Source organism: uncultured Porphyromonas sp. (assembly GCF_902489635.1).
GTDB lineage: Bacteria > Bacteroidota > Bacteroidia > Bacteroidales > Porphyromonadaceae > Porphyromonas.
In genome coordinates, this window is the sequence record NZ_CABUAN010000032.1 from 1 (window position 1) to 25,032 (window position 25,032).

The 25,032-nt window shown below is 52.1% G+C and carries 19 protein-coding genes; 8 read left to right on the forward strand and 11 right to left on the reverse strand.

Annotated features, from left to right (window positions below):
- Positions 1-522: 522 nt before the first annotated feature.
- Genes cysS through RDM37_RS06660 form a run of 4 tightly spaced genes read left to right on the forward strand, consistent with a single transcriptional unit; the run spans position 523 to position 7,218 of the window.
- Positions 523-2,004 (forward strand): cysteine--tRNA ligase, encoded by a 1,482-nt coding sequence (cysS, locus tag RDM37_RS06645; protein ID WP_308556121.1) that lies wholly within the window; start codon positions 523-525, stop codon positions 2,002-2,004.
- A gap of 26 nt (positions 2,005-2,030) precedes the next feature.
- Complete coding sequence (locus RDM37_RS06650) at positions 2,031-2,996, forward strand: glycosyltransferase (RefSeq protein ID WP_308556088.1); 966 nt, start codon at positions 2,031-2,033, stop codon at positions 2,994-2,996.
- A gap of 28 nt (positions 2,997-3,024) precedes the next feature.
- Positions 3,025-5,505, forward strand: coding sequence for a YfhO family protein (locus tag RDM37_RS06655; RefSeq protein WP_308556090.1), 2,481 nt, complete (start codon positions 3,025-3,027; stop codon positions 5,503-5,505).
- Between the two features lie 24 nt (positions 5,506-5,529).
- Positions 5,530-7,218 (forward strand): tetratricopeptide repeat protein, encoded by a 1,689-nt coding sequence (locus tag RDM37_RS06660; RefSeq protein WP_308556092.1) that lies wholly within the window; start codon positions 5,530-5,532, stop codon positions 7,216-7,218.
- A 579-nt stretch (positions 7,219-7,797) separates the two neighbouring features.
- Here RDM37_RS06660 and RDM37_RS06665 read toward each other — a convergent pair.
- Genes RDM37_RS06665 through RDM37_RS06685 form a run of 5 tightly spaced genes read right to left on the reverse strand, consistent with a single transcriptional unit; the run spans position 7,798 to position 12,528 of the window.
- Positions 7,798-9,876 (reverse strand): cytochrome c biogenesis protein CcdA, encoded by a 2,079-nt coding sequence (locus RDM37_RS06665; RefSeq protein WP_308556094.1) that lies wholly within the window; start codon positions 9,874-9,876, stop codon positions 7,798-7,800.
- A 24-nt stretch (positions 9,877-9,900) separates the two neighbouring features.
- Positions 9,901-10,917: a pseudouridine synthase gene (locus tag RDM37_RS06670; protein ID WP_308556096.1), complete on the reverse strand. Its 1,017-nt coding sequence runs from the start codon at positions 10,915-10,917 to the stop codon at positions 9,901-9,903.
- A gap of 15 nt (positions 10,918-10,932) precedes the next feature.
- Complete coding sequence (locus RDM37_RS06675; RefSeq protein ID WP_308556098.1) at positions 10,933-11,313, reverse strand: hypothetical protein; 381 nt, start codon at positions 11,311-11,313, stop codon at positions 10,933-10,935.
- A gap of 48 nt (positions 11,314-11,361) precedes the next feature.
- A complete protein-coding gene (locus RDM37_RS06680; protein ID WP_308556100.1) occupies positions 11,362-11,733 on the reverse strand; it encodes a septum formation initiator family protein in 372 nt (123 codons plus the stop codon).
- A gap of 45 nt (positions 11,734-11,778) precedes the next feature.
- Positions 11,779-12,528 (reverse strand): head GIN domain-containing protein, encoded by a 750-nt coding sequence (locus RDM37_RS06685; RefSeq protein WP_308556102.1) that lies wholly within the window; start codon positions 12,526-12,528, stop codon positions 11,779-11,781.
- Between the two features lie 216 nt (positions 12,529-12,744).
- Here RDM37_RS06685 and RDM37_RS06690 point away from each other — a divergent pair, with 216 nt between their 5' ends.
- Entirely contained in the window at positions 12,745-13,377 is a 633-nt protein-coding gene (locus tag RDM37_RS06690; protein ID WP_308556104.1) for a DUF4294 domain-containing protein, read from the forward strand.
- A 13-nt stretch (positions 13,378-13,390) separates the two neighbouring features.
- Here the strand turns inward: RDM37_RS06690 and miaA are convergent, their stop codons facing one another.
- From miaA to RDM37_RS06715, 5 genes are all read right to left on the reverse strand, one after another.
- Positions 13,391-14,332, reverse strand: a complete 942-nt coding sequence (miaA, locus tag RDM37_RS06695; protein ID WP_308556107.1) for a tRNA (adenosine(37)-N6)-dimethylallyltransferase MiaA — start codon at positions 14,330-14,332, stop codon at positions 13,391-13,393.
- A gap of 100 nt (positions 14,333-14,432) precedes the next feature.
- Positions 14,433-15,935 (reverse strand): IMP dehydrogenase, encoded by a 1,503-nt coding sequence (locus tag RDM37_RS06700; RefSeq protein WP_308556109.1) that lies wholly within the window; start codon positions 15,933-15,935, stop codon positions 14,433-14,435.
- Between the two features lie 72 nt (positions 15,936-16,007).
- Positions 16,008-16,469: a DUF4293 domain-containing protein gene (locus tag RDM37_RS06705; protein ID WP_308556111.1), complete on the reverse strand. Its 462-nt coding sequence runs from the start codon at positions 16,467-16,469 to the stop codon at positions 16,008-16,010.
- 31 nt (positions 16,470-16,500) lie between these two features.
- Positions 16,501-16,839 carry a DNA-directed RNA polymerase subunit omega gene (locus RDM37_RS06710; protein WP_293964420.1) on the reverse strand — a complete coding sequence of 113 codons (339 nt, stop codon included), beginning with the start codon at positions 16,837-16,839 and terminating at the stop codon, positions 16,501-16,503.
- A 61-nt stretch (positions 16,840-16,900) separates the two neighbouring features.
- Positions 16,901-17,713, reverse strand: a complete 813-nt coding sequence (locus RDM37_RS06715) for an outer membrane protein assembly factor BamD (protein ID WP_299367522.1) — start codon at positions 17,711-17,713, stop codon at positions 16,901-16,903.
- 533 nt (positions 17,714-18,246) lie between these two features.
- On the opposite strand from RDM37_RS06715, the gene RDM37_RS06720 reads away from it, so the two are divergent.
- Genes RDM37_RS06720 through RDM37_RS06730 form a run of 3 tightly spaced genes read left to right on the forward strand, consistent with a single transcriptional unit; the run spans position 18,247 to position 23,427 of the window.
- Positions 18,247-19,797, forward strand: coding sequence for a hypothetical protein (locus RDM37_RS06720; protein ID WP_308556115.1), 1,551 nt, complete (start codon positions 18,247-18,249; stop codon positions 19,795-19,797).
- Positions 19,798-19,838: 41 nt separating this feature from the next.
- Entirely contained in the window at positions 19,839-21,404 is a 1,566-nt protein-coding gene (locus tag RDM37_RS06725) for a hypothetical protein (RefSeq protein WP_308556117.1), read from the forward strand.
- Between the two features lie 55 nt (positions 21,405-21,459).
- Positions 21,460-23,427, forward strand: a complete 1,968-nt coding sequence (locus tag RDM37_RS06730) for a hypothetical protein (protein ID WP_308556119.1) — start codon at positions 21,460-21,462, stop codon at positions 23,425-23,427.
- 433 nt (positions 23,428-23,860) lie between these two features.
- Here the strand turns inward: RDM37_RS06730 and RDM37_RS06735 are convergent, their stop codons facing one another.
- Positions 23,861-24,799: a ribose-phosphate pyrophosphokinase gene (locus RDM37_RS06735; RefSeq protein ID WP_298544995.1), complete on the reverse strand. Its 939-nt coding sequence runs from the start codon at positions 24,797-24,799 to the stop codon at positions 23,861-23,863.
- Positions 24,800-25,032 lie beyond the last annotated feature (233 nt).

Here is a 25,032-nt window from a genome sequence, read left to right on the forward strand (position 1 = left end):
GGGAAATTCGTCCGATTCCCTCCTTTCTCGAATATCCACGTGGGGAATCTCAAATCTCCACGTGGATATTTTTCTTTTTCCACGTGGGCGTCAAACAATTCCTCCGAAGTTTCATTTGATTCTTCCGAAGTTTCATTTGATTCCTCCGAAGAATTTTTTATTCTCCACCTGGATATTTCGAAATATCCACGTGGAAATCACTTTCCCCCGACATCGCGCCGTTTCGATATGTAGTCAGTTCTAAATTATTGTAGCGAGCCGACGTTGGATTTATCTCTTCGATTGCGAGAAAAGTTGAGAGATTTGAGTAGTTTCCCCAATAAAATTGAGTAAATCTGCAGAGAGAATTGAGTAAATCTGCAGAGAGATTTGAGTAAAACGCTCGCCACATTTGAGTAAAAAGAGCATTGGTGGGTGGAATGTATGTGGTCGTGCGTCTAGCGAGGGTATCGCTAAAATCCTTATCTTTGCGAAAGCATTGGTGTATATGCACTATACTATGACCTCTGGACTATAAAAAGAATTATGAGCCAACTATACATCTACAACACTCTGGAGCGGGCTAAAGTGCCCTTCGAGCCTATTGCACCACCGCATGTGGGTCTCTACGTCTGCGGACCGACCGTCTACGGAGATCCGCATCTGGGGCATGCTCGCTCGGCAATTACGTTTGACATACTCTTCCGCTACCTCAAGCATCTCGGATACAAGGTGCGCTACGTGCGCAATGTGACCGACGTGGGGCATCTAGAGCATGATGCAGATGATGGCGAGGACAAGATAGCTAAGAAGGCTAAGCTAGAGCAGCTAGAGCCGATGGAGGTGGCTTACTACTACCTCACACGCTATCACGATAGCTTGCGCCTGCTCAACGTGTTGCCGCCCTCTATCGAGCCGCTTGCCTCAGGGCATATCATCGAGCAGATCCAGCTAGTGCAGCAGATCCTCGATGCGGGCTACGCCTATGTGAGCCAGGGCAGTGTTTACTTTGACGTGCTCAAGTACCACGCTGATCACCCCTACGGTATCCTGAGCGGACGCAATGTGGAGGATATGATCTCCAACACGCGCGACCTGGACGGCCAAGACGAGAAGCACAATCCGCTGGACTTTGCTCTCTGGAAGAAGGCGCAACCCAGCCACATCATGCGCTGGCCTTCGCCATGGAGTGAGGGCTTCCCCGGGTGGCACTGCGAGTGTACCGCTATGGGACGTAAGTACCTAGGCGCACACTTTGACATCCACGGCGGTGGGTTAGACTTGACCTTCCCGCATCATGAGTGCGAGATAGCACAGGCGGTCGCTTCGCAGGGAGAGCCGATGGTCAAGTACTGGATGCACAACAACATGATCACGGTAGACGGCAAGAAGATGGCGAAGAGCGCTGGCAACTTCATCACGCTCGAGGAGTTCTTCACGGGCAATCACCCTGCTCTGGAGCAGGCTTACGCCCCGATGACCATTCGCTTCTTCGTCTTGAGTGCACACTACCGTGGCACGGTGGACTTTAGCAATAGTGCTTTGCAAGCTGCTGAGAAGGGGTACCAGCGTCTTATGGATGCTGATGCTAAGCTTCAGTCGCTCCAGCCCTCGGCTACCTCAACGATCGAAAAGATCGATCTAGCGGAGCGTTGCAAGGAGGCGATGGATGACGACATCAATACGCCGATGGTGATTGCTGCGCTCTTTGATGCGGCTCGACTGATCAACTCGATCCACGACGGACACGAGCAGATCACGAGCGAGCAGCTGGAGGAGCTACGCAGTGCCTACGACCTATACCTGCACGACATACTTGGTATGCAGTCGGCTACGGAGACCGCTGATCTGAGCGGTAGTCAGCAGGAGGCTTTCGCTGGAGCGATGGACCTGCTCCTAGAGATTCGTGCTAAGGCTAAGGCAAGCAAGGACTGGGAGACGAGTGACCTGATACGCGACAAACTGACCGCTCTGGGCTTTGAGATACAAGACACCAAGAGCGGTGCCGAGTGGAAGGTCCTGTAAGACGCTTTACCCCTGATTAGTCTCTAATGCTCTCACTCATTATCCCTGTCTACAACCGCCCTGACGAGGTCGAGGAGCTACTACACTCGCTCGCTCAGCAGCAGACGCCCCCGGCCTACGAAGTTGTCATCGTGGAGGATGGGAGTACGGTGCCCTGCGCTGCAGTCGTGGATCGCTATCGTGATCTGATGAGCATACACTATGAGGTGGTGCCCAACGGGGGACCCTCTAGAGCGCGCAACATAGGTGCGCGCCACGCTACGGGCGACTGGGTCATCATCCTCGACTCGGACGTGGTGCTACCGCCTGACTACCTATATAATGTGTCTCAGGCGATCGCTGCGGATCAGTGCGATGCGTGGGGCGGTCCCGATGCGGCTCCGTCGCTACAGGATGGCTCCTTCGGTATGTGGCAGCGTGCGATCAACTATGCGATGACCTCGCCCCTCACGACGGGTGGCATACGCGGTGGTAGCAAGCGGCTGACGAAGCGGTTCTACCCACGCACCTTCAATCTGGGCTGTCGCAAGGCTCTCTTTGAGTCTCTCGGGGGCTTTGATGAGACGATGCGCTATGGCGAGGATATCGACTTTAGCATGCGTCTCTACGAGGCTGGCAGTCGTGTCGCACTCCTTCCAGAGGCGGTGCTCTATCACAAGCGGCGCGTGGACTTGCGCAAGTTTTACCGACAGGTGTGGCACTCAGGCACGGCTCGTGTAGAGCTCTCGCGAAGACATCCCGGGTCGATGCGCTTGACCTACCTGCTTCCCACGCTCTTTGTGGTGACGACGCTCGTGGTCACACTGCTTGCCTTGTGGTGTCCCTGGTTCTGGCTCTACCATTTGCTCTTTATTGTCTCTATCTTTGCAGACGCTTTCTACCGCACGCATTCGGTGGCGGTCGCGTGGCGAGCTGTCGTAGCCTCTTTTGTCCAGCTCTCGGGCTATGGCATCGGCTACCTCAGTCAGCGCGTCAAACGGTGCAAAGCTTAATCCTCAAACTCTATCTCTGAGTTATCTTATGAAACAGATTCCCTGGCAGCGCATCTTGCTTATCTTTGGGTTCTTCCTCATCGTCGCCATTGGTTACTTTACTCCGGCACACTTTGAGGGGCGGACGCTCTTTCAAGCGGACGTAGCTGGCGTCTCGGGCAATGGCTCCGACGTACAGGCTAGCGACGAGACCTCATACTGGACGAACTCGCTCTTTGGCGGTATGCCGATGTATCAGATCAGTCCCTCTTATCCCTCGACCAAGCCGCTGCAATACCTGCAAGATGTGCTGACGCTGCGCAAACCGCTGAGCATACTGGGCACCTATCCGTGGCTAATCTTTGCGCTGCTCGTGGGCTTCTACATCTTCATGCGTTCGCTCAAGGTGGATCCTCTGCCCTCCGTGCTGGGAGCGGTCATGTGGGCCTTGTCGAGCTACTTCATCATCCTCATTCATGCGGGACACATCTGGAAGTTGACCGCACTCTGCTTCGTCCCTCCCACGATCGCTGGACTCGTCTGGTGCTACCGTGGCGAGCGGCTCTGGGGTGGTGCGCTCTTTGCCTTCTTTATGGCGCTGCAGCTCTTGGCAAACCACGTCCAGATGACCTACTACTTTGCGCTCTTGATGGCGGTCCTGGTCATCACCTTCTTGGTGCAGGCCATTAGAGAGCGGCAGGTTGTGGACTTCCTTAAGTCTACCGGCGTACTCATCCTGGCTGGGCTACTAGCCATTGCGGTCAATGGGACCAACCTCTACCACACTTACCAGTACGCTCAGGAGACGATGCGTGGCGGCAGTGAGCTGACGATCGCACCGCCACATGCTCCCGAACAAACGGGTGCTGAGGTCAATAGCAAGGGACTCTCCAAAGAGTACATCACGCAGTGGAGCTATGGCATCGGCGAGACCTGGACGCTCCTCATACCCAATGCGAAGGGCGGAGAGACCGATTACCTATATAAGAAACACGCCGAGCAGCTCGCCAAGGCGCCTTACCAGTCTCAGCAGCTTCTGGCGCAGGCGAATGCTTACTGGGGTGACCAGCCCTTTACCTCGGGTCCTGTCTATGTGGGTGCATTTGTCTGCATCCTCTTCATCATCGGCTGTGTCATCGTCAAGGGGCCGATCAAGTGGGGACTGCTCATCGCTACGATTCTCTCGATAATGCTCGCATGGGGCAAGAACTTCATGCCGCTGACGGATCTCTTCATCGACTGGATGCCGATGTACGACAAGTTCCGAGCGGTCTCTTCGATTCTGGTCATCGCCGAGCTAACGATCCCTGCGCTAGCTGTGCTAGCACTCGTGCAGCTCATCAAGGAGCCGCAGCTCCTACGCAGCAAGAGCGTCTGGATAGCAGGCGGGGTACCCGTGCTGCTGTTGCTCCTCTTTGCTCTGCTGCCAGACCTCTTCTTCGGCTTCCTCTCTCAGCAAGAGAAGGCCTCCTTAGCTGGGAATGTCGCACAAGCTCCTCTACTAGATCAGCTCAAGGCGATACGTATGGGCATCTTCCGGGCGGATGTGTGGCGCAGCTTGCTCTTTATTGTGCTGAGTGCGGTGCCGCTATGGCTCTTTGCCAAGGGCTATCTCAAGGCGCAGTGGCTCTGCTGTATCCTCGTCGGGCTGACGCTCATAGACCTGTGGCAGGTGGACAAGCGCTACCTATCTGATGACGACTTCATCGCCTCGCGTCTCGTGCAGCAACAAGCAGCTCCTATGACGGAGGCGGACCAGACGATACTTCAGGACAAGAGCCTGGGCTATCGCGTCTTCAACCAGACGGTCAATAGCTTTAACGATGCCACCACCTCTCGCTGGCATCACAGCGTGGGCGGTTATCACGCTGCCAAGCTACAACGCTATCAAGATCTGATTACCTACCAGCTCTCTACGGGCAACATGCAGGTCTATGATATGCTCAATACGAAGTACTTCATCGTGCCCAACCCAGAGACCCGAGCTCCGATGGCGGTGCCTAACCCAGATGCCTTCGGGGCAGCTTGGTTTGTCGATAGCCTTCGCTGGGTGGCTAATGCCAATGAGGAGATGGAGGCACTCTCTACGGCAGACCTGCGTCACGTCGGTATCGTCGATCTCCGCTTTGGCGAGGAGCTACCGCAGCCCCTGATGCTACCCGACAGCACGGCTCAGCGTAGCATCACCGTCACCAAGTACACGCCGCGACAGGTGGTCTACGACGTATCGGCCGAGACGCCTGGCATAGCGATCCTCTCTGACATCTACTATCCGCACGGCTGGCACGCCACCATCGATGGCAAGGAGATACCGATAGCACGAGCTAACTACGTGCTTCGAGCCGTCTCACTGCCCGCTGGCAACTACCAGCTCGCACTTACCTTTGCGCCACGCTCCATAACCGTGACCGAGAGCATAGCGTTTACGGCTTTGGCCCTAATCCTCCTTGCACTCATCGGCTCTATCGTGTGGCGCATCAGACTATGGGGCAAAGAAAAGAAAGCCCCCACAGACTCACAAACGAACTAATTACCTTTATATATAGATCAAACTATGACTTATCGAAACTTACTAAAGATCACCACCGCTCTACTACTAGCGGTCTTGGTCTCTTCGTGTGCTTGCAGGCTCAAGCCTCTCAATGGCTCTGCAGCTCAGGTAGATCCTAACCCCCTGACACTGGTGGGTACGCAGATCCCTGGGCAGGTCCGTCTGACGCTACCTGCTAAGTGGTGCCACAAGCGTGCTATCGTCAACATCACCCCCCAGCTACGCTACGCTGGTACTAGCGTGACGGGCCAGACTGTCACCATACAGGGCGAGAACGTCCGTGACAACTACCAGACTATCTCTTACGAGCGTGGTGGTAGCGTCATCGTACCTTTTGCTTTTGAGTACAAGCCTGGTATGGAGCAGAGCGACCTTTACCTCACCTTTACCGCTACGGTCAAGGGCAAGAAGGTCAACCTCCCCGCTATCAAGGTGGCTCGTGGTACGATCATGACTGCTGGTCTAGCTAGCATTAGCGATGTCACGCCAGCTCTGGCTCGTGACGCTTTCCAGAGAGTCATCAAGGAGCAGTACACGGCCGACCTCAAGTTCCTCATCAACCGTGCTGAGGTACGTGCTGCTGAGCTCAACAAGCGTGAGGTCAAGGACTGGCAAGATGTCGTCGACAACGCTTATCAGGTGCCCAACCAGGAGGTAGACATCGAGATCCAGGCCTACGCCTCTCCCGATGGTGCTCAGGACCTTAACGAGCGTCTCTCGGCACAGCGTGAGCGCAACACTTCTAGTGTCATAGCTCGTAAGCTGGGCAATAAGAAGATCGAGGTCAACGCACACTACACCGCTGAGGACTGGGACGGCTTCCAGAAGCTTCTTGAGGCGAGCAACATACAGGACAAGGAGCTAGTCCTACGTGTCCTTTCTATGTATCCCGATCCTGAGGATCGTGAGCGTGAGATACGCAACCTCTCGCACGTCTTCACACAGCTTGCTGACGAGATCCTCCCCGAGCTACGCCGCTCACGTCTCAATGCCAACGTACGCATCATCGGCAAGAGCGATGACGAGCTCAAGATGTTTATGGCACAGCGCCCAGGACGCCTCACGATCGAGGAGATCCTCTACACCGCTACGCTCTATGACAATGCTAAGGACCAGATGAATGCTTACCAGCAGGCTACGCAGCTCTATCCCAACGACTACCGTGCGTACAACAACATCGGTACGCTCTACCTCGCTCAGGGCAACTACGAGCAGGCTGCTAACTACTTCGCAAAGGCTCAGAAGATCCAGCCCAACGCAGCTTCTAATATGAACGAAGCTCTCCTCGCTCTCAACCGTGGCGACCTAGCAGAGGCCCAGCGCCTCATGGGTAGTGCCGTAGAGGCACCCGAGGCTGGTCAGGGCATCGGTCTCCTCCAGATGCACGAGGGCAAGTATGCAGACGCTATCCGCTCCTTTGGCAATACGCCATCGAACACGCTAGCCATCGCTCAGATTATGCAGGGGCAGTACGCAGATGCTACGCGCACCCTCGCTGCTGTCGCACAGCCCAATGGCGAGACCGCATACCTCAAGGCAGTCGTCGCAGCTCGTACCAACGATCTGCAGGGACTCATCAGCAACCTTCGCTCAGCTATCGCACAGGATAGCAGCTACGCACTACGTGCACAGCGTGACCTCGAGTTTGCAGCCTTCAGCCAGACACCTGAGTTCGTCGCTCTGGTCAAGTAATACAACAGGTGTGACGTAGCATAGCGTCACCCGCAACGCACGAGAGGAGCTACCCGCCTAGACGGATAGCTCCTCTCATCGTATCTATAATTGAGACTGTTGCATAAAGGCGAATCGCTGTGTTGCTTTCGGGATTCGGCTTCGGTCACATACGTAGGTATGCTCCCTTCAGACCTCACCCTCAGCGCCTTGCGCTTCATCCTTTCTGCAAAGTCTAGACAATCTTGCAAGCAAGATTGTGAGACTGTTGACTTTTGCAACAGTCTCAATTACCATACCCTGTGCAAACGCCTCTACCCCCAACTCAGTGCCAACACCCCTTGGCACTCCAGTTTCTTAGGTATGAAACTCCAGTTTCTTAGGTATGAAACTCCAGTTTCCTAGGTATGCAACTCCAGTTTTCTACGGAAGAAACTCTAGTGCCATAGGTAGGGAACTGAAGTGCCGTACGGGTGGTTCGAGGACTTCGCAGAAACACGACAACCGTTTGCCCCAAGAGTGTATCATGCAAAAGACAAGTCAAAAAGAGAGCCCCTACCGCTGCTGCGGTAGAGGCTCTCTCTTTAGTAGGAGGGCGGGTTACTTTGCCAGCTCCTTCTTACGTACTTCGTACTCCTTGAGGCCGCCCTTGAGGAAGTCGATATACTTGCTGATATCGGTGTCATGGGCATACGATGCACTCAGCGGGTTGCCCGCAGGATCGATGGCGATGTAGTAAGGCTGCGCATTGGCGGCAAACTTGCTACGCTGCAGGTAGCTCCACTTGTCGCCGACGGTGCGGAGCTTCTTGACAGAGCCGTTTTCCTCTACCTCAATGATTTCAGGCAGAGCGGTCTTGTCATCGACCATCAGGGTGATGAGGATGTAGTCATCCTCGAGGAGCCCCTTGACGGTCGGGTCGATCCAGACGGAGTTCTCCATCTCACGGCAGTTGACACAGCCGAAGCCTGAGAAGTCTAGTAGGACCGGCTTGCCCGTCTCCTGAGCATAGCGCATACCAGCGTCAAAGTCGTCAAACTTAGCATGTACCTCCCCATCGTATAGGTTGAAGTCTTGTGTGTAGAGTGGCGGTGCAAAGGCGGTGATAGACTTGAGCGGAGCACCCCATAGACCTGGGATCATATAGACAGAGAAGGCTAGGGAGATGATCGCCATAAAGAGGCGAGAGACGCTGATCTTCTCTAGTGGCGTGTCGTGCGGTAGACGGATCTTGCCGAGCAGGTAGAAGCCTAGCAGTGCGAAGATGATGATCCAGAGTGCCAGGAAGGTCTCACGATCGAGGATGCCCCAGCCGTAAGCGAGGTCGGCAACGGAGAGGAACTTGAGCGAGAGTGCCAGCTCGAGGAATCCGAGGACCACCTTGACAGAGTTGAGCCAGCCACCACTCTTTGGCATGTTTTGCAACATGTTCGGGAAGATGGCGAAGAGCGAGAAGGGTAGTGCTAGTGCTAGCGCAAAGCCGATCATACCGATGGCCGGAGCGACGATCTCGCCTGAGGTACCAGCCTGTACGAGGAGGGTACCGATGATAGGACCTGTACAAGAGAAGGAGACGAGTACGAGGGTAAACGCCATGAAGAAGATGGAGAGTAGACCCGTGGTGCTGTCTGCCTTAGAGTCCATCTTGTTGGTCCACTTAGATGGCAGAACTAGTTCGAAGGCTCCAAAGAAGGAGACGGCAAAGAGAACTAGTATGAGGAAGAAGATGATGTTAAAGACCGCATTGGTTGCTAGGTTGTTCAAGGCACTAGCACCAAAGATAGCGGTGATGATGAGACCTAGGGCTACATAGATGACTATGATAGAGAGTCCGTAGATCATCGCATCACGTATGGCAGCCTTGCGAGACTTGGTGCGCTTGAGGAAGAAGCTCACCGTCATCGGGATCATAGGCCATACGCATGGAGTAATCAGAGCGATGAGACCTCCGAGGAAGCCGTAGATAAAGATGTACAGAAGACCAGCGGTAGACTGCTTCTGGTTGCGGTCGCCATACGCTTTGAGTTGCTCTACGACGGGCGCCCAGTAGTTTGCCTCTGAGAAGTTCGCTGAGCTAGCACTGACGGAGAGGCTATCACTGGCACCAAGAGCTGTCTCGGTGCTGTCTGCCTCAGCCCCCGACGTAGCCTCCTCGTCAGTCGTCTCTGCGGGCTCGCTGGCAGCTACGGCTAGCATAGCCTTGGAGAGCTGCTTGGAGCTGAAGTTGAAGTCGTAGTCTACGAGTACGCAGTTGTCTTGGCAGGCCTGACCCTTGACCTGTCCCTCATAGACAAAAGCCTTCGGGTCGGTAATCTCTAGCTGCTGGGAGAAGGTGACTGTCCCCGAAAACTCTCGTACCTCTACATTGAAGATATCATCGGTGTAGCGATGAGGAGCTTTGTTTGCCTTGAAGCCTCCTAGAGCTTTAGCTCCTTTGAGCTTGTCGGTGTGGAAGACGAGAGAGACGGGGCCTCCAGCTGGTAGGTTCTGATCGTAGAGGTGCCAGCCGTCAATGACACGAGCGGTGATGGATATGGTGACTGTCTTCTTGCCGTCGTCAGTAATCTGCTGAGAAAACTTGACGGGATCGATCATGCCGCCAGCCTGTGCGGCAAGTTTGGGGACTCCGATGAATAAGAGTGTAATGAGAAGTAATAAGTACTTCGAGCGCTGCTTCATAATCATCTGGTTTAAGCTTATAGTTTATTTTGGTTGTTGATTTCGCTTTTTGCGTGGATCGGATGGTGTCGTCTCGATGAGCAGTGCTTCCTTTTGGGCTGCGGTAAGACGTGTCTGTGCGATCCGGTCTAGGTTGACAAATGGTGTGTCGAGGGTGAACTGCATCTTCTCTCTCCTGATGGGGTGAAAGATGGTTAGCTCGGTGGTGCGCAGTGCTAGGTACTTGCTGAGCACTGGCGCGATGGAGTCACTGGCACGACGATCCCCAAGGAGCGGGTGTCCTATGCTAGCGAGCGTCGAGCGGATGCTATTATTGCGTGTGAGTAGTGAGAAACTTACTCTTGTGATGTAAGGCCCTGTGGAGAGGACTTCGTAGCTAGCTCTAAAGGAGGCTGGCTTCTTGTCTCTGGTGGACGATGCCGCGGAGCGACGCTTGTCGGAGCCCTTCTTCTTATCCTTGGTCGGGCGGGTCGTCAGCTCACCACTACTGGTTTCGAGGGCGCCTAGTACGACTGCCTCAAAGCTATTCGACAGGATGAAGCTGCGCCACTCGGCGAGCAAGTCTTGCTGTAGCTGTCTATCACGCGCTACGATGATGATGCCCTCGGTGTCTCGGTCGAGACGATTGAGCAGGAAGATCTTTTCGTTCGGATCGACCTTCTTGAGATGATGCGTTAGGACCTGAAAGAGACTGCTCTTGCTGGCTCCTCCGACGGAGATCGTGGGGATGCCAGGACGCTTGTGCAAGACGATAAACTGCTCGTCGCGGTATAGCTCCTCAATGAGCGGATGCTGTAGTGTCTCGGCAGCACCTACATTATAGATCTCTAGGGTGTCTCCCGTGGCGACGGGCGCGTCAAACTGCGTGGTCGTCTCTCCTCTCAGCACGACACAGCGATTGCGTAGATACTGCTTGACAGTAGTGCGACTTAACTCTGGGAGTAGCTGGAAGAGTAGCTCGAGGAGTGCACCCGACTCCTTAGCTGTGAAGGTGTAGATGCGCTCACGTTGCGGAGCTTTTCTGATACTATTCGTTGACATGCTGTGCTTGGTGACTTACTCCTCTGCTGGTGGCTCTTCTTTGGAGCGAGGCTTGTGATATAGGAGTACTACGTTGGAGTAGAGTAGCAGGACGGACGCGACCATGAGTACGAGTCTCCAGTATGACTGCTCTACGATAAAGAGGTAGGAGCCTGCGACGAAGAGGGCTCCCGCTAGGAGTGCCATGCCTCGTAGTCGCTTCGTGCGGAGGTCTACGCCGGTCCTATCGATCAAGGCTTGACTTATCGTGTAGAGTAGCGATCCGACCAGCAGTATGTAGCCCGTGGCTTTGCCCTCGTAGAAGAGCGGAAGTGCTAGACCTACGAGCATCAGTATCAGACCTATTCGGTAGAACAGGTCGAGTAGGCGTTGTCGGCTGAGCTTCGGTTGAGACATAGATTGTGGTTCGTGTAAACTTAGAGAGGCGTGGCGGGTCGTAGGAGGTTATTTGTTCTCATCACTCTCGGAGTCGGGCCTCTCCTTGATGAGAAAGACGACCTCATCAGGGCGCTGCATACGATACTCTTCACGAGCGATGCGCTCTAGCGAAGCTTTGTCCTGCTTGTAGCTGTCTATCTTCAGGCTGTCGCTACGATAAGCCTCATCGAGTCGCTTGCACTCGTCAGTGAGTGCCTGGATGCGATGCGAGTAGCGGAGCTGCTTGCCGAGATTCGAGTCGCTGATGATAAAGGTGTAGATCCCCATCCCCAAGACGATCAAGCCGCACAGGAAGGCTTGCGCCCGCTTGGGGTGCTCAGCACTCAGGCGCTTGATACGACCTTTGATACGACTTATAGACTCTTTGATAGAGGACATAGCTGCTGATAAGGGATAAACGATGTAACGTGCGAAGGCTCCCGGCTAGCGCATCTCAATGGATGAAGAGCGATCGCTCTGCGAGTCGAGGACTCTAGGAGAGCCATAGATGGTGAGCTCAGAGGCTCCCGACAGCTTATAGCGTAGGGTGCCGCTATTGCGAATATCTGCGGAGGAAGCACCAGAGAGTGAGAGGTCAAGGTCTGAGACGGCTAGCTCCTCGCCATCAATCTCAGAGGCACCTGAGAGTGTAGCCTGCAGGTTGGTGATAGCGCCTTTTAGCTCACTGCTTGAGCTGCCTGAGAGCTGCATGGCCATCTGGCTTAGCTGATTAACGATCAGATCGAGTTTGGAGGCTCCTGTTAGGTTTGCCATAGCTCGCTTGGCCTGTATAGTGCCAGATAGTTCGCTAGCTCCAGAAGCTTCGAGGCTCACCTCGTCAGCTACGATAGCGAGATCCTCTATCTCTGAGGAGCCTGACAGATGAGCTGTGAACTGTGGTGCCTCAAACTGCCCAATGAAACAAGCCTCCGTAGCTCCCGCCAAGTTCATCTTGGTGATGTATGGCATCGTGATATGGATGGTGATGTCGTCAGAGTCAAAGGGGTACTTGACATCTTGCTGCAAGCTGATGTAGAGGGTCTCACCCTTCTGCTCGATCTTGACATCGTCCTTATACTTCTCGGGAGCAGAGATAGACACCGAGTACTCAGCACCTTGTGTGATCTCGAGGTCCACACCACGATTGGCGTTGATCGCTGTGAAGTCTCTGAAGTTGACCTCTTGTTGTGTCATTGCTTTAGAACCCTTCTTGTAGACGCAGCTAGAGGTGCAGCACCCACACAGGACGACAAGGAGGAGTAGAGAGGAGGTTAGTATAGACTTATAAGACATGACTTGACTGGTCAATAGGTTGGTATGAGGTTATTCAATTAGTTGTACCTTTGTGAGGTACTTTCTATTGATTGTCAAAGGTAACAAATTCTCTCATAAGACACAGCATTTGTAACTATGAAATATTTGTCTAAGCTCTTTATCTGCTCACTACTGCCCCTCATACTGCTCTCTGCTAAAGGGCTAAAGGGTGCCAACATGTCACCGATCTGTAGCGACATGGATGAGCTTTTTGTACAGGTTCCTGACACACTATCTGATGAGGATATCGCCAGTATACAGCTGCCTGAAGTACGAGTCTATGGGACTCCTCACAGACCGCTCACTAAGACTGAGCGCTACGCCTACTGGCGTCGTGTGCGAGATGTCAAGAAGGTGCTACCTATCGCAGAGGAGCTGAGCCGTATGATCATCGAGACGTACGAATATGCAGAGACCTTCCCGACAGAGCGTGAGCGGCGGGCACACTTGGCGCGTGTTAAGAAAGAGCTGGTCAAGGAGTATACACCACGGATGAAGAATCTGACCCTCGGACAGGGACTGCTCCTCATCAAGCTGGTCAATAGAGAGACCGGCTCGACGGGGTATGAGATCGTTAAGTCGATCTATGGCGGGCTCACCGCTACCTGGTACAACACTTTGGCGAAGCTGTACGGGGGGAACCTAGATATGAAGTTTGATCCAGAGCATGTGGAGGACGATGCGGTCACAGAGCGCATCATCTATTTATGGCGCAACGGCTTACTCTAGCACGCTCCCTCCTTTACGAGTCCTTAAGTAGTCGTAGCACTCGGTCGCGCTGGTAGGTGACTGGCTGATGTCCGTCTATCCAGTGTATAGGTAGTCCGCGGCGGGTCATGCCTCGGAACCAAGTCATCTGTCGCTTGGCAAACTGATGAATAGCGGTCGCTAACTGCTCCTCCATCTCGGAGTAGCTCAGCTTACCCTGTAAGTATAAGGTGATAAAGCGGTACTCCAGACCATACGCAATGAGCGCGTCGGCGGGGACTTGCTCGTCGAGCAGTCGCTCCACCTCAGCGACCATCCCCTCCTCCAGTCTGCTCTGCAGTCGGTGGTCTATGCGTCGTATGATCTCCTGACGAGCTAAGCGTAGCCCGATGATGAGTGGAGGCTTCTGCTGTTTGGCTTTACGAAGTGCCTCACGATAGGCTTGATACTGTTCCGGGTACTGCGCATAGTGTCGTGCTACCTCGATGGCTCGGATGCACTTGCGTGCCGAGCTTGGGTCTACACGCTCTATGCGTGGGTAGCGACTGAGTATGGCTCGCAGGTCGGCTAGGCTGAGCTGCTCTAGCTCCTGTCGTAGCGTAGCGTCGGGTGGCACTTGGTGCATAGGCTTCGTCTGCAGCACCTGCTCGACATAGAGCCCTGATCCCCCGACAAAGATCGGCTGGAGCTGCTGCGAGACAACCTCGTGATACGCCTCGTCAAAGAGCCGCACATACTCAAAGAGGTTGAACGGATGCCCTGCTGGGATAATATCTATAAGGTAATGAGGTATGGAGCCACGCTCCGTGGTGTAGGCATCTAGATCCTTGCCAGTGCCTATGTCCATGCCGACGAAGACCTGTCTGCTGTCGCCACTGAGTATGGCGCCATGCAGCTCCTCAGCCAGAGCTACGCCCAAGGCGGTCTTACCGCAAGCGGTCGGACCTACGACTGTGAGTAACTCGGGGTAGTACACTAAATACGATACTTCAGCGAGGAGAGACTATCTACTGATCAAAGAGCCTGCGCAATACTGATCAAAGCGCATAGGCAATGCCGATCAAAGCGCCTGCGCACTAGGTGCGATCCTTGCGAATGACATCGTGTGCACCTCCCTCGATGATAGAGGTAGAGGAGACGAGTGTCAGCTTAGCATGCTCACGGAGAGACTTCAGGTCGACCGTACCACAGCTACTCATCGTTGCCTTGATCTTGCTGAGGGTCTGATCGAGTGTGTCCTTCATTGGACCAGCGTAGGGGACGTAGCTGTCGACGCCCTCCTCAAACTTCATCGTCGTGGAGGCTCCTCCGCCGTCATATCGCTGCCAGTTGTGCGCACGATTTGACCCCTCGCCCCAGTACTCCTTGACAATGTTATTGCCGATGCGGAGCTTCTCCGTGGGAGACTCATCGAAGCGAGCGAAGTAGCGACCCATCATAAGGAAGTCGGCACCCATAGCCAGTGCGAGCGTCATGTGGTAGTCATGTACGATACCACCATCGCTACAGATAGGCACATAGATGCCCGTCTCACGGTAGTAGTCGTCACGTGCCTGCGCTACGTCGATGACCGCCGTAGCTTGCCCACGCCCGATGCCCTTTTGCTCGCGTGTGATACAGATAGAGCCACCGCCGATGCCAACCTTGACAAAGTCTGCACCAGCCTCTACGAGGTAGCGGAAGCCGTCCTGGTCGACCACATTGCCGGCGCCTACGATGACGCTGTCGCCATACTGCTCACGTATCCAAGCGATGGCCTCCTTCTGCCATACCGAGAAGCCATCAGACGAGTCGATACAGAGTACATCAGCCCCAGCCTCTACCAGTGCTGGCACGCGCTCTTTGTAGTCGCGGGTGTTGATACCAGCACCGACCATGAGCGTCTTATTGTGCGGGTTCTGCAGTTCGAGGGGGTTCTCCTTGTGGCTATCATAGTCCTTGCGGAATACGAAGTAGCAGAGTCGCTGCTCCTCATCAATGATTGGGAGCGCATTTAGCTTGTGTGCCCAGATGATGTCGTTAGCCTCGCTGAGCGAGATCCCTTTGCGTCCTGTGGTCAGTCGCTCGAAGGGAGTCATAAAGTCAGCCACCTTGCGATCCAGTGGGTCTGTCGATAGTCGGTAGTCTCTACTGGTGACGATGCCACACAGCACGCCGTCGGGAGTGCCATCATCCGTCACTCCGATGGTCGAGTGTCCCGTACGCTGCGTGATAGCTAGCACATCAGCGAGCGTGTCTTTAGGACTAACATTGGCATCGCTACGCACGAAGCCCGCCTTAAACTTCTTGACACGAGCCACCATCTCGGCTTCCTCCTCGATGGGCTGTGACCCGAAGATGAAGGATAGACCCCCATTTCGCGCTAGTGCTATCGCCATCGTGTCATTGCTGACGCTCTGCATGATAGCCGATACGAAGGGGATATTGAGATTGATGCGTGACTCACCCTCACTAGGACGATACTTAGCTAGGGGAGTGCGTAGGGAGATCTTGTCCACAGTGCACTCGGGCGTTGTCAGTCCTGGGATGAGTAGATACTCGCCAAAGGTGTGCGACGTGTCAGGGAAGATGATTGCCATAGGAAAGCGAATGAATAGTGGTGGTGAATGGGTGTAGGCTCTTACGCGTGCTGTCTAACGTAGGAGTCTGTACTAGCGTAGCCTATTGGAGGCACGTACGAGGATGTCATCCTTGATGATATTGCGCATAGCCAGGTACTGGCACAGTAGATTGATGATCGGCAGTCCGAACCAAAAGCGTATCTGGGTCGTCGCCTGCAGGAGATCAGCTTGTCGCCAGAGCATATAGCCGAAAGCAACGATAGCAGCTACCATCAGGAGGAGCCCGATGATCGTCAAGCGGATCTGTAGCTTGCGTCGCTTGTAGAGGAAGATCGTCGCAAAGGAGAGGATCGTCACCAGTGAGGTGAGTACGAAAGAGACTAGATTAAAGTACTTAATACTCGTCCATCCCCTTGCTACGAGACCCGTGAAGTTGGCTGCGTAGCTCATATCCGCACCCGAAGGCACGACGGTAAAGAGCGTGAGAAGCAGAAGTAGGGTTGCTGTCACCCCACTGAGGAATAGGTATAGAGTCTGAATGCGTTGCCACATAGTGCGGGTACGATCTAGAGGGTTGCCTTACTTAGTCCTGTGACTCCTCGTTTGGTAGACGGAAGTAGACCTCGCCATTGAGAAACTCGGTGGTAGCCACGAGCGTAGGCTTGGGTAGCTGCTCGTAGTACTTAGAGATCTCAATCTGCTCACTATTTTCTGTCGGTGTCTCGTCGAGAGTCTCCTGGTAGTTGGCCACCTCTTGTATCTTCTCGCGTATCTCGTCACGCATCTCTACGGAGAGCTGGTTGGCGCGCTTGGAGATGATACGTACGGTCTCGTAGATATTTCCCGTCTGCTCCCAAAGCTCAGGCAGGGAGCGGGTGATCGTAGTCTGTGGTACAGATTGCTTCTTATTTGTTGTTGTCATAATGCGAAATTGGAGTCTTAGTATGTGAGTGTAGTGCCAGAGGAAGTATCTCTGCTTTTGTTTAGCTGACGATCATGCGCTGTGCGCGGTCACGTAGTGTCTTAGCACGCTTGATGTGCTTCCCCTCGGGGAAGGCGTTCTCATAGTTATAGTAAGCATCTATGACCTCGCGTAGACGTCCCTGCTTCTTGCTCTCTACGCTATTCATCGCCTGCTGGTAGGAAGCCTCTACAATGATAAAGAGTAGATCCTCACGATGCTTGGTGTAGGGATAAGCTTTGAGCGCATTGCGGGCCGTGATGATGGCCGATATGTAGTTGTTACCTAGGTAGGTACCCAGGTTGTAGTATAGGTCTGCGGTGATCAGCTCTTTCTTGGCTAGGTTGTCCTGCAGGTCAAAGAGCATCTGCTCGACCTCCTTACGATGCTCACTCTGAGGATAAGCCTCTAGGTAGCTCTGGAGCTCTTTGAGCGCACTGTAGGTGACAGACTGATCTAGGCGTGGATCGGGAGCTATACGGTATAGTGCTAGTCCCGTCTTGTAGTGGGCCTCTGCGGCTCGTGGATCCTGTGGGTACTTGCTGTACAGCCTGCGAAAGTACTCAGCAGCACTAGACTCCTGCTTGTTTTGTAGGAGTGCGTCGGCCATGATGTAGAGAGCCTGTGCGCCCTCCTGCGTACCTTCGTAGTGAGGTAAGACATCGACCATGAGCTCAGCCACGCGGCCATACTTACCCTCGTTGTAGTACTTCTTGGCATAAGAGTAGCGGAGCGTGGGGTCTTTAGACTTCTGTATGCGCATATACTCAGCGCAGCTACTGGTGAGCAGGAGCCAGCTGAGAGCTAAGAGGCTGATGAGCGTTTGTCTTGTCATACTTAATACCTACAGGATACTATTGCACGCAAAGGTACGAAAAAAGAGATTAGAACGAGATCGCTCGTACTCCCGTAGATTCTGCAGCTTTCATTACGAGTGAGATTAACACGCTGAGGTGTAGCGAATTGTAGGGAGTCGATGGCCTGTGCGTCCCTTGTGTCAAAGCGAGACGAGCTTTAAAGTCAAGAAGTTCATAATGTAGTATTTAACGGATGCTGATGCACAGACCGTCGATTTCCTACAAATCGCTACTCGTGAGAGTTGCGGGATTTAGGACCCGATCGGACAGCCGAAACTATCATTGACGGATGCATAGATAGGAGGAAAGATCGCTGAAAAACTGGAGACACCTAGATTCAAAAATTGCATGTGCTACTGGGTACTGCAGAGCTAGATACAGACTGCAAGTAAATATACCTCATAGTGGGTATTGTGTTATCAATCAAGCAGCTATACCTTTGTGTCGTCTTGGGAACAGCCTTTTTTAGAGCAAACCTTCGATTACTACACATCAACAAACGCTAGCGCATATGAAAGCATATATCTTTTGCATACTTCTCATCTTAGGAGGACTCATACCGTCATCTCTAGCGGCTACACCGTTACAGCTTTATGTAGACAATGTCGAAGTCTCAGAGAGCAATGCAGCAAATGTCCTCAAGGGGCAAGGAGAGGGCAGAGATGGCTGTGTGAGCTTTGATTACAAGACTTATACTCTAACACTCCGAGGCGCGAAATTGACCAATAGCATCAAAATAACGGGAGAGCGTCCAGACCAGCTTATCACGGTACAACTCGAGGGGAAGAATGAAATAATCACCAAGAACTGGGCTTTTCAGATCTTTTCTCCTGTACTCATACAAGGTCCTGGGAGCTTATACATTCATAGCTCGGGAAGATATGCCCGAGGCTTTTCTATCAGCGGGATGCAAGATGAGCTTTACCTTAAAATAAGCAAGACTACGGTGCGCGTCGAAGCTGTAAATGACAGCAATGATGGCGAGGCTCTCTTTTCCCCTGTAAAGAGAGAGGGATATGTCATAATCGAGGATGCTCACTTCTCTAGTATTGGACTTGTAGCTGGAATGAAGGAGCTATACCTACAGGGGTGCGATATAGTCAATAAGGATCAAGTATATCTCGGACAGCTCAATGATAACTGGGGCTATACATGTGCCGTCATAGCTACAATTCCCGATGATAAGCTCAACTATGGTCTACTACAGATCGCACCTGATCAAAGCTATCCCATTGCCATCGGACAGACTCAAGTGACCCGTGATAATGCATCCGACATCCTTGCCTCCACTGGCACTTCCGGCTCTGCTAGTTATGACCCCAAGAGCAACACACTATACCTCAAAAACCTAATCCTCGACACCAACCTAGAGAATGGGATATTCTCTCGCTTTGCTCCCATCGACAAGACCCTAACCATTGATGTGGAAGGCAATGTAGAACTACACAGCAAGCTCTCGGGGATGCTCCTCTTTGGCAATACCTGTATACAAGGTTCTGGATCAATCAAAGTATATGCCGATGATGGTAGCCAAGACTATGGAGGTATCCTCATCGCAGACAAAGACACGCTCACAGTACGAGACTGTCATCTCTTTGCTAGTGGTCCTTTTGCCCTAGGAGGAATTCGTCTACAAAGTCGCCTACTGATCGACAATGCGACCCTCGAGCTCACCTGCACCAATAAGACAAGAGGAGCGACTATTGAGGGCTTTGACGCTCTCGTCTTAAAACGAGCTTCCTTTATCAATCCTCAGGGGGTTCGCTTTGACGCTAACCTATGTGGGGCGACGACCGATGGGGTGACACTATGCAAAGAGCCTATACAGATAGCTCGAATGAATTCGGTACAACACGTACGCCCTTCTACACCCAGTATATCAACGTCACTAGGGCAGCTGTCGATAGGACAGCCCGTCTCACCGATGACTATCAAGGTGTACACACTATTAGGAGAGCTCGTCTATGAGCAACTACTGACAGGACAAGTCACCATTCCTCTACCCTCTGGTGTTTATATCCTAGAGTTAGGTCTATACCATCAGACGATTCTAATCCCTTAATATAGGATTGACAACTCTCATCCCCTCAATAAATAATCACTATGCCTCGATACGCCTCCGTCGCTTATACGACACTCGTTTTTCTTATCTTAATACTCTCTCCTATCATCTCGTCTGCTCAAACAATCACCGTAGACAACGTCCTCATTACGCCAGATAATGCGTCAAACGTACTGGTTGGACTCGGAGCAGGCAAGGATGGGTGCGTCTCGTATGACTCTAGGACTCGTACGCTCTCTCTGCGAGACGCCTCCCTAGACTATGGGATAAAGGTTACCAAAGCCCTAGATGAGGTCATCGTCCGAGTCGATGGAGAGTGCTCAGTCAAAGCTGACAAATTCGGATTATATACCGAGGGATATGTGACAATCACAGGTAGTGGCAAGCTCAAAGTATCTTGCCCAAAGCCCTCTTCTGGAGCTTTTGCGATGAATAGTCCTGAGGCTATCCTTCGATTCAAAGAGTGCACTGTCGACGTTGTAGGTGTAGATGGAGCTTTTGCTGTTGCTTCATTATCTCGTGGACACGGATTGCTGGTCTTCGATCATGTAAATTGGACTAGCACTGGTCTTGTTGGGGCAATGAATCGCATCAGTATCAAGAGGACGGACATCATGCAGCCTCAAGGTGGACGAGTAGGCATTAAGACTCCAGAGGATGGCCCTTCCTTCTCCGCAATAATTGGGAAAGACGGCAATGCGAATTCGGGTCTCTTCCAGCTAAAACGGAACAACAAGTATCCACTGCGTATCAATGACATTGATATCACGACACAAAATGCATCCAATATCTTCCCAAACTCTGTAATACCAGGAAGCTATGCGTACTACAATCCAAACAGCAATCTTCTTAAGATATGCAATCTAGAGTACTACAATATGAATGTTCCCAATATTGAGAACTTTCATGACGAGACTGACCCGCCCTTGACGATTGAAGTGTATGGGGTCTGTCAGGCTTGGAGCGTATATGCTAGCATCTACAGTCGAGGTCCCCTAATTATCACTGGTCCTGGGAAACTCTTTGTCGAGACGAAAGATTTAAAGCTGGGAGCATCTGCCATAACCATAGATGATCGGCAGTCCCTAACCATCAAAAAGACAAATGTCTACGCTTCTGGATACTATGCCATAGGAGGACTAAAAGAAAACAGTGCTCACCTAACCATCGAAGACGCTTACGTTGAAATGAACTGTACGCGCCCCAATGATGGTGCCTCTCTCATCGGATTCCAATCGATGCAGTTGCATGGGGTATCTATTCTGGAGCCTCAAGGTGTAACCTTTGACCCCTCTGCGTCAGGATTACTATACAATGATGGTCGCCTAGTAAGAGAGAGGGTCGTTATAGGCAATGATCAATGGAATGCTATCTCCCGACCTAGCCAAGAGAAGTTCGTAAGCAATCCTATCATCAAGACAAGTGGTCACACCTTGACTATCGACCTAAGAGATGCGAGAAGCAGAACTAACACTGCTTTTCTATATGACAGTCGAGGAACTGAGGTTACAAGAGTAGAGCCAAATACTCAAGTTCACCTACAGCTTTCTCCAGGCACCTACATCATTATATGCGGAGATTACGCACAGAAAATCATAATCTCCTAAAGTCCCTCCCCCTACTTTTACAACAAGACAAACTATATTTAGACCAAATACTACAATGCGTTATATCAACCTTCATCACATCCTATGTACACTACTCCTCCTGACCAGTAGCACCATCGTGTATGCTCAGGGAAAGGTATCTCTAGGTCTCGAGGTAGAGCCAAAAGGCTCAGCGACCATAACCTGCACCGATGAGCAGGGCCGCTCTTACAATAGCTGGGATAAAGTTCCCCAAGGGACCCTGCTAACCATCACAGCAACCCCTAATGCAGGATACAAGATTGACTTTATTTGGCTTGATGGTGTCAAATACAAAGACGACACCCTGACTCCCCTCCTCGATAGTGAAGGGCGAGCCACAATCAAGCATACCGCCACTGGCTATATGCTCTCATATACTGTATATCTAGATAAGGTAGAGACACCTCAGCCGAAAGACTTCACCATAACTATTGCTGAGCCCAATAGCGCGCATGGGCGGATATCCGTTGTGGACTTCTATACTAAAGAGGAGATTCAAGACAAAGCCAAAGTGCAGCCAGAGACAATCATCGAAGTAACAGCTTTCGAGTACGAAGGCTTCGAGATTGAATCTCTGCAGATAGGAGAGAAACAGCTTTCTCGTGACGAGCTCAACATCTCTGATCATGCTACCGAAGGTATTCAGTACACTGTGCAGAGCGACATCTCTATAGTTGCGACTTACAAGCCCACTGCCCAAGAATGTGAGGTGACGATTACTGCGCCAGATGAGAGTCACGGGCGGATAGCCGTTGTGGACTTCTATACTAAAGAAGAAATTCAAGACAAAGCTAAAGTGCAGCCAGGGACAATTATCGAAGTAACAGCTTTCGAATACGAAGGCTTCGAGATCGAATCTCTGCAGATAGGAGAAAAACAGTTTTCTCGCGACGAACTCAACATCTCTGATCATGCTACCGAAGGTATTCAGTACACAGTGCAGAGCGACATCTCTATTGCTGCAACCTATAAAGCTAAAGAGCAAAAAGCATCCATATCTTGGATTACTCCCCCAGCAACTGAAGGTACGCTAAAAGTCCTCTCTTCATCAGGGACCGAATTAAATATGCCCAGCACTCTGCCTATTGGAGATCAGATTACCATCGTCGTGACTCCGCAAGATGGCTATATCATTGAGGGAATACGTATCAACACCCTCTTCATCCCAGCCTCTAGCCTTACAGCATCAACTGAAGGAGGAAGCCTCTACCATCATCGCCTTTCAGAAAATGTAGAGATCTCGGCAGCATTTAAGCCCATCACCCCTCCCACATACACGCTATCCTTCAGCTGGCCTAAGAGTGTAGACACTCTAGTTACAGCCACATGCGGGGGTAAAACAATAACTTCTGGAGTACTACTACACGAGGGGGATGAGGTCACATTCTCACTGCAGGACAACGACAACTACATCGTCGACCATTGGAAGGTAAATGGCTCAACAAATGCTATGGGAAGTCCAACACTAAAACTCACAATGCCCAATGAATCCGTCAATGTAGAACTCCTAGTCAAGGAAGTAAAGAAACACAAAGTCTCATTTCAGTTTAATGGAGAAGGTGGTATGGTCACTGCTCTAGCCAATGGACTTGTTGTATCTTCAGGAGCTTCTCTACTAGAGGGTACAGAGATTACTTTTGAGGCACACCCATTTGAAGATGAAGGATACACAATTGAAAAATGGACTTATAATGGGGAGATAGTAAACGACAAGAACCCCGTCTACAGAGTCACCCTCAATGCGGATATTAACGTGTCAGTGCAATTTGTCAAGGCTGATGCTATCCCGACCATCTCTATCGATAACAAGTTCTCGCCATGCTATCATCCTGTAGGACAGGTGTGGATTATCCCCTTCGGCAAGAGCATTTGGCAGCTACATAGTATTTCTGGAGACTTGATTGCTGAAGGAGAGAGTGACGCTGTAGAGGCTTATGCCCTTCCTAGTGGAGTTTATCTACTAACTATCAATAACACCTCCTATAAAGTTGTCAAGCCTTAGCTAGGCTTTTTGCGTGATAACATGAGTCTTGTGTCAGATTTGCCGACTCATATATCCAGCTTCACATAGAGCTACAAGGGGGAGAAGACTCCCTAATATATACCCCCCCCACCTGGAGTGTACAGAGGCACTTAGGTGAGGGGGGGCTTGTGGCATTGGAGAGACTTGTTCCCCAGTGGTTGATGCAAAGGTAAGGGCGATCGTCCGGTGGAGACTTGTCTTGTGGCGGGTATGCGCTCGCCTTGCTGAGACAAGCCTAGTCCTCCGACTTTGAGCTGTGCGAATGCAGTGATCGCTGGGGTGCGGAAAAGCGAAATGCCTAAACGTACTTGAGATTTGTGAAATCGAGAGTCCCCGTTTATGGAAAAGAGAAGATACCCTAGCCGTCTCATAGGTGAGTCGGCTAGGGTATTCTAGTATAGATGGCCTGCGTCTAGAAGGAGTAGAGCGAGCTGATAGACTCGTGGCTGCAGACGCGGCGGATAGACTCAGCAAAAAGCTCGGCGACGCTGATGATGCGCACTTTCTCGCTCTTCTTAGAGTAGGGGATTGAGTCGGTGAAGATCATCTCCGTCAGGCCAGACTGATCGATGCGCTTGGTGGCGGGATCGCTCATGACGGCATGTGTCGCAAAGGCTCTGACAGACTTAGCGCCATGCTCTAGCATGAGGTCTGCAGCCTTGGTCATGGTGCCAGCGGTATCGACGATATCATCGACGAGGATTACATCCTTGCCTGTGACATCACCGATGATCGTCATCTCGGCCACCTCATTTGCCTTAGCGCGACGCTTGTGGCAGATGACCATGGGTACGCCAAAGTGACGTGCGTAGCTGTTTGCACGCTTGGTACCACCTACGTCAGGAGTAGCGATGCAGAGGTTCTCCACGGGTATGTTGTGCTCGATATACTCTGTGAAGACCGTAGAGCCGTATAGGTGGTCTACAGGTACGTTGAAGAAGCCTTGTATCTGGTCTGCATGTAGATCCATCGTGATGAGGCGGGTGATGCCAGCTACTGAGAGTAGGTCGGCAATCAGCTTAGCACCGATGGAGACACGGGGCTTGTCCTTGCGATCCTGTCTAGCCCATCCGAAGTAGGGTATGACCGCTGTGATGTAGTGTGCTGAGGCGCGCTTTGCCGCGTCGATCATGAGTAGTAGCTCCATGATGTTGTCGGCATTGGGGTAGGTCGACTGTACGAGGAAGATGTCCTTGCCACGGATGCTCTCTTCGTAGAATACGGCAAATTCGCCATCGGCAAAGTGCTCGGTACGCATTTTGCCCAAGGGGCAGCCCAGTGAGTCACAGATCTTCTCAGCGAGGTTCTGAGAGGCTGAGCCAGCAAATACTAAGTAGGGTAGTTCGTTCATTGCATTATCAGTATAGAGACAATCAGTACTACAAAGGTACTACTTTAATAATAAACGGCGGTTGCGACCTCTCGATTGCGCAGGGCTGACACACTATATATAGAATGAACCTATCTACTCCTCGCTGGTCGCTCATGTGTAGCTCTTGACAGCGCGATTGTGATGCGTCATCCCTGACTGAGACTGTTGCATAAAGGCGAATCGCTGTGTTGCTTTCGGGATTCGGCTTCGGT